6 protein-coding genes are annotated in these 3,754 nt (G+C 60.3%); 2 read left to right on the forward strand and 4 right to left on the reverse strand.

From position 1 onward, the window contains the following. Positions 1-147: 147 nt before the first annotated feature. From GGD53_RS29360 to GGD53_RS29370, 3 genes are read right to left on the reverse strand one after another with little or no spacing between them, the layout of a single operon-like run. Positions 148-357, reverse strand: coding sequence for a hypothetical protein (locus GGD53_RS29360; RefSeq protein WP_064803439.1), 210 nt, complete (start codon positions 355-357; stop codon positions 148-150). A gap of 1 nt (position 358) precedes the next feature. Beyond that, positions 359-559, reverse strand: coding sequence for a hypothetical protein (locus GGD53_RS29365; RefSeq protein WP_064803441.1), 201 nt, complete (start codon positions 557-559; stop codon positions 359-361). 56 nt (positions 560-615) lie between these two features. Then, positions 616-1,041: a DUF1772 domain-containing protein gene (locus GGD53_RS29370; protein ID WP_184460211.1), complete on the reverse strand. Its 426-nt coding sequence runs from the start codon at positions 1,039-1,041 to the stop codon at positions 616-618. 103 nt (positions 1,042-1,144) lie between these two features. Between GGD53_RS29370 and GGD53_RS29375 the strand changes: the two genes are divergently transcribed. Together GGD53_RS29375 and GGD53_RS29380 are read left to right on the forward strand one after the other, a co-directional pair. Beyond that, a complete protein-coding gene (locus tag GGD53_RS29375; RefSeq protein WP_184460261.1) occupies positions 1,145-1,456 on the forward strand; it encodes a hypothetical protein in 312 nt (103 codons plus the stop codon). A gap of 149 nt (positions 1,457-1,605) precedes the next feature. Then, entirely contained in the window at positions 1,606-2,538 is a 933-nt protein-coding gene (locus tag GGD53_RS29380) for a hypothetical protein (protein ID WP_184460212.1), read from the forward strand. A 168-nt stretch (positions 2,539-2,706) separates the two neighbouring features. Here GGD53_RS29380 and GGD53_RS29385 read toward each other — a convergent pair. Further along, on the reverse strand, positions 2,707-3,754 hold a 1,048-nt coding region (locus tag GGD53_RS29385), incomplete at its 5' end, for a calcium-binding protein (protein ID WP_210303386.1).

Here is a 3,754-nt window from a genome sequence, read left to right on the forward strand (position 1 = left end):
AGCCTGTGAATCTATCGATTTTTCGATTTTTCGATGCGAGTCAAATCAATGACTTAGCTCTCGTAAAAACGACGAAAATCCTAAAGATTCACAGACTCTGAGGTGCCCCGCACGGGCCTCGAAGGACGAGTCGGGCGCACCACCATCTCAGCGCATCCGCCCCTCGTTCATATCGGCGGGATCGTAGTTGATGTCCCAATCCTTCTCGGGCTTCTTCTTGCCGGGCGGGTGCTTGTTCACCGTGGCGTCCTCGGAGCCGGTGATCACGGTCGGCTTGGCGCTCGCCACACCGCTGGCTTTGCGGTCGGCCCGGGATTTGGCGAACTGGCCGGCTGCGTCTTTTTCGGGATTGGCCATGTCATTCGCCTTTCTGCTTCATAGCGTCGGAAATGTCGTTCATTTCGGGATCGCGATTGTTTTCGCCATTGGCGTCGCGATTTTTGTCCGGATCGTCCTTGGCTTTGAGATAGCCGCGCGGCCTATTGCCCTTCGGTCCTTCCCAGCGGGGGGACTGGTCGGTCGTGCCAGGTGCGCCGTCCTTGGGGGTGGTCATGCCCATCTTCATTTCTCCTTCTTGAGTAGGGAAAACCGGAAAGATCGCGAAGTGTTCCGGCGTTACCGGATCGAGGCAAGCGTGGCGCAGCAGAACGCGAGGAAGGTGACCGCGGCATTGGCGGCATGCGAATACTCCCACTGGCGGCGCAGGCCCTCCCAATGTTCCGGCTGCACGGTCCAGTTCTTCGTCGCCGCATTGGCCGGCCGGGTGAAGATCATAAAGATGACGAGGTTGACCACGATCAGCACGGCGGCAGCGATCGACAGCGTCATGGCCGGTCCATCGGCTTTGAGGGCCGCGGCATTGCCGATATTCGCGAGAAAAGCGAGCGGCAGCATGAGGCCGACGATCCACCATCCGGCATAGGCCCGCTGAGCGACAAAATAATCCGCCTTCCCCATCCCGATCTTGTTTGGGAGCGAGAGAAGGTGGGCGGCAGGCGCCAAGACCGCTAAGCCCGTGATGATGACGGCAAGGAATCTCATGTGTGAGGAACCAGCGGCCGGACGAAGGGTTCCCGGAAATATGGAACCGTGTCGGCCCCCATCGGTTGGTGAAAGGTCGTGAACCTCGAAAAAGGAGCCGAACATGAGCAAGACCAACGTTCGTGAACTTCAGAAACGCGCCGAACAGCAAGTCAAGAACACCAGCGCCGGCGGCCACCTCGGCGGCACCTATTCGGCCAGCAACCAGACGGAAAAACAGCGTCGGACACCACCAACGACAGCGCCAAGGCAAGGCCGAACGATGGGAGCAATTGAGGCGGGGCGCCTTTCCTATCGCGTTTGCGGTGATAGGATATTGCGAAAAGGCGCGCTGTGGGACACCTCCGCGGCGCGCCCCTTTCTCCCTCCCTGTTTAACCTTCGGCAAGAGCACCAGCGTATCGCAACGACTATGAAGAGACGTCCAGCCCGAAGGGCGAGCCTCGAAGGATGCGCCGCAGCACTGCACCCATCGACGACAGAGCACCTTGCCGGGCTACCTTGAACGGAAACGCCCCCGCGCTAACTTCAGCGGACCATAGCGGGACTAAAGCGGAGGGGCGACGTGGCACCCTATTCGATTGACGATGCGATCCGGGAGCTCACTCCGGTTCTCAGAAAGGCGGCGCCGGCAGGCGCCGTCAGCGGTGAGTGGATCGCCACCACCATGCAGGCCGGGCATTCCTCGCGCACGGGCGGCTATCGCGATGCCGGGGGAAACCTTGTCAGCGAGGAATCGACCAAGCCGCTTGATATCATTGAGGATGTGCTCGAGAAGCTCGATGCGGCCGCATCGCAACGCTTCAACAAGGTGGTGATCCGCTGGAAGAAGGCGAAGCTTCCCTTCATGCGCGGCGAGATCACCATCGACACCACCTATGATCAATCGATCGTTCCGCGCGGTCCCGACGACCCGGTCTATGAGGCGGCGGCGGCCGCGCGGCGCGCCTTCTGGCAGACTCGCGGCGGCGTGCCGGAGGGCTTCGCTGCCGAGCGCGAAACGGCCAACGTCTATAATCAGACGAAATGGTTCGGCCCGCACCGCCGCGTCCTTGCCGTCGATGCGCCGGAAAAGCTCATCCTCGCTACCGACGGGCTCTCCACTCCTTGGGCGGGCATTTCTGAGCCTGAAAATGGCGTCGAATGCGAGCTCTTCATGGAATTCGATCCTGCGACACTGGATTCGACCGGAACGGCAAACTGGGCAAATCTCCTGATCAATCTCGGCGATCTCGTCGCCGACGGCCATCGCGTTGCCCGTGACGTTGAAAAACACGGCGCCATCCTCTTCTGCCGGCTGACGGAGGACTACGCGCCGCTGACCCGCATCATCCTGAGCTGCGACCCCAGCCGCATCGACGGCTTGCCCTTCGGCTCTGTGCCGCTGATCCGCGCGACGCCGGTCGCCGAAGCTGAGATCGAAGGCCGCTACCCTGACGAGGACTGGGGAGCGACAGCGGCGCGCCAAGCGCTGGCGAAGCGCGGGATTAGGCTTTAGAGCCGATCATTTGGGGAGCAATAGATGTCGGCACGCTGCCGCACGCGTGTGACATGATGCTATCCACCACCCGATGAATCCTGCGCGCCCGGCGCTGGGCGCACAAAACTCCCGGGAGGCCCTCACCGTCTCCGAGCGGGGTCAACGCTTACGTGATCAAAGACCGCCTCAGCCAAACAAGAAGTCGCCCGAGTTGAAATTCGCAAGCCCCCCAAGGGTGGTGATGTTGTCGAATTCAGCGACCAGCACCGCGCCGCCGGCTGAACCTGGGTTCTGATCGTAATAGACCGCCGCATGGCCGAGGTCCGTATTGTGGAACACGAACAATGCCCCTGTGGTTATGTTGCTGTAACCATCGATGGTGCTCTGGATGGTTGCGTTCGTGACGCTCACGTCCGTTTTGATGGCAACCTCCGTTCCGGCGACATTGATCGTGGCGTTGTTCCCCACCTTCACATTGTCCACAATTGTATTGTTGTTGCCGACGGCGAACTCGAACGTGCCGCCTCCAACATCAAATTGAAGCTTATCCACGGTTGTGCTATTCGTCCCAGCATTGAAGTCGGTCATATGGTTCGTGGTGGTGGCAAACCTTTGGAAAAAGAAGGTGTCAGTTCCCACGCCCCCGGTAAGGGTGTTGTTGCCAGCACCACCGTTGAGGGTGTCATCGCCGTCTTGGCCGAAAAGCGTGTCGTCACCTCCCAGCCCGAACATCACATCGTTACCGCCACCGCCGTAGAGCACATCGTCGCCCGTTCCACCGCTCGTGTCCTGTGAGTTGCCATTGCTACCGGTGATAACAGTGAACGTCTCGGTCTTTTCGAAGGCCGGCCCTATAGGATCACCGGTCTGCGTTGCCGTTACCGTCACTGAAAATGTACTGTTCACCGATAGCGCACCCGAATGAAGCGTATTGCCGGTTATCGAAAACAAGCCCGGATTCGACTGCGAGGCAATGTTGAAGCTGAATCCACCCGTGTCGGGATCAGTCGCCGTCAGCAGCCCACTGAACTCGAAACTATTGAAGTTGACATTGTCTGCCGGAACGACCGGCGTCAGCTTAATGTCGGTCGGGGCCTGCCGAGCTGGACCATCATCCGCGCCGGTGATGGCGACGACAATATTGTGGCTGGCGGTGCCGTCGAGCGAGCTGACGCTCAGCGTGTCGCTGACCGCATCGCCCTGGTTGAGCGCCTGCGTTGCCGCCCGGCTGTTG

The organism is Rhizobium aethiopicum, from assembly GCF_014197535.1.
GTDB lineage: Bacteria > Pseudomonadota > Alphaproteobacteria > Rhizobiales > Rhizobiaceae > Rhizobium > Rhizobium aethiopicum_A.

What these genes read in the sequence shown, in the direction of transcription:
- GGD53_RS29365 (WP_064803441.1), bottom strand. Translation starts at nt 559, where the DNA reads ATGGGCATGACCACCCCCAAGGACGGCGCACCTGGCACGACCGACCAG.
- GGD53_RS29375 (WP_184460261.1), top strand. Translation starts at nt 1,145, where the DNA reads ATGAGCAAGACCAACGTTCGTGAACTTCAGAAACGCGCCGAACAGCAA.
- GGD53_RS29360 (WP_064803439.1), bottom strand. Translation starts at nt 357, where the DNA reads ATGGCCAATCCCGAAAAAGACGCAGCCGGCCAGTTCGCCAAATCCCGG.
- GGD53_RS29370 (WP_184460211.1), bottom strand. Translation starts at nt 1,041, where the DNA reads ATGAGATTCCTTGCCGTCATCATCACGGGCTTAGCGGTCTTGGCGCCT.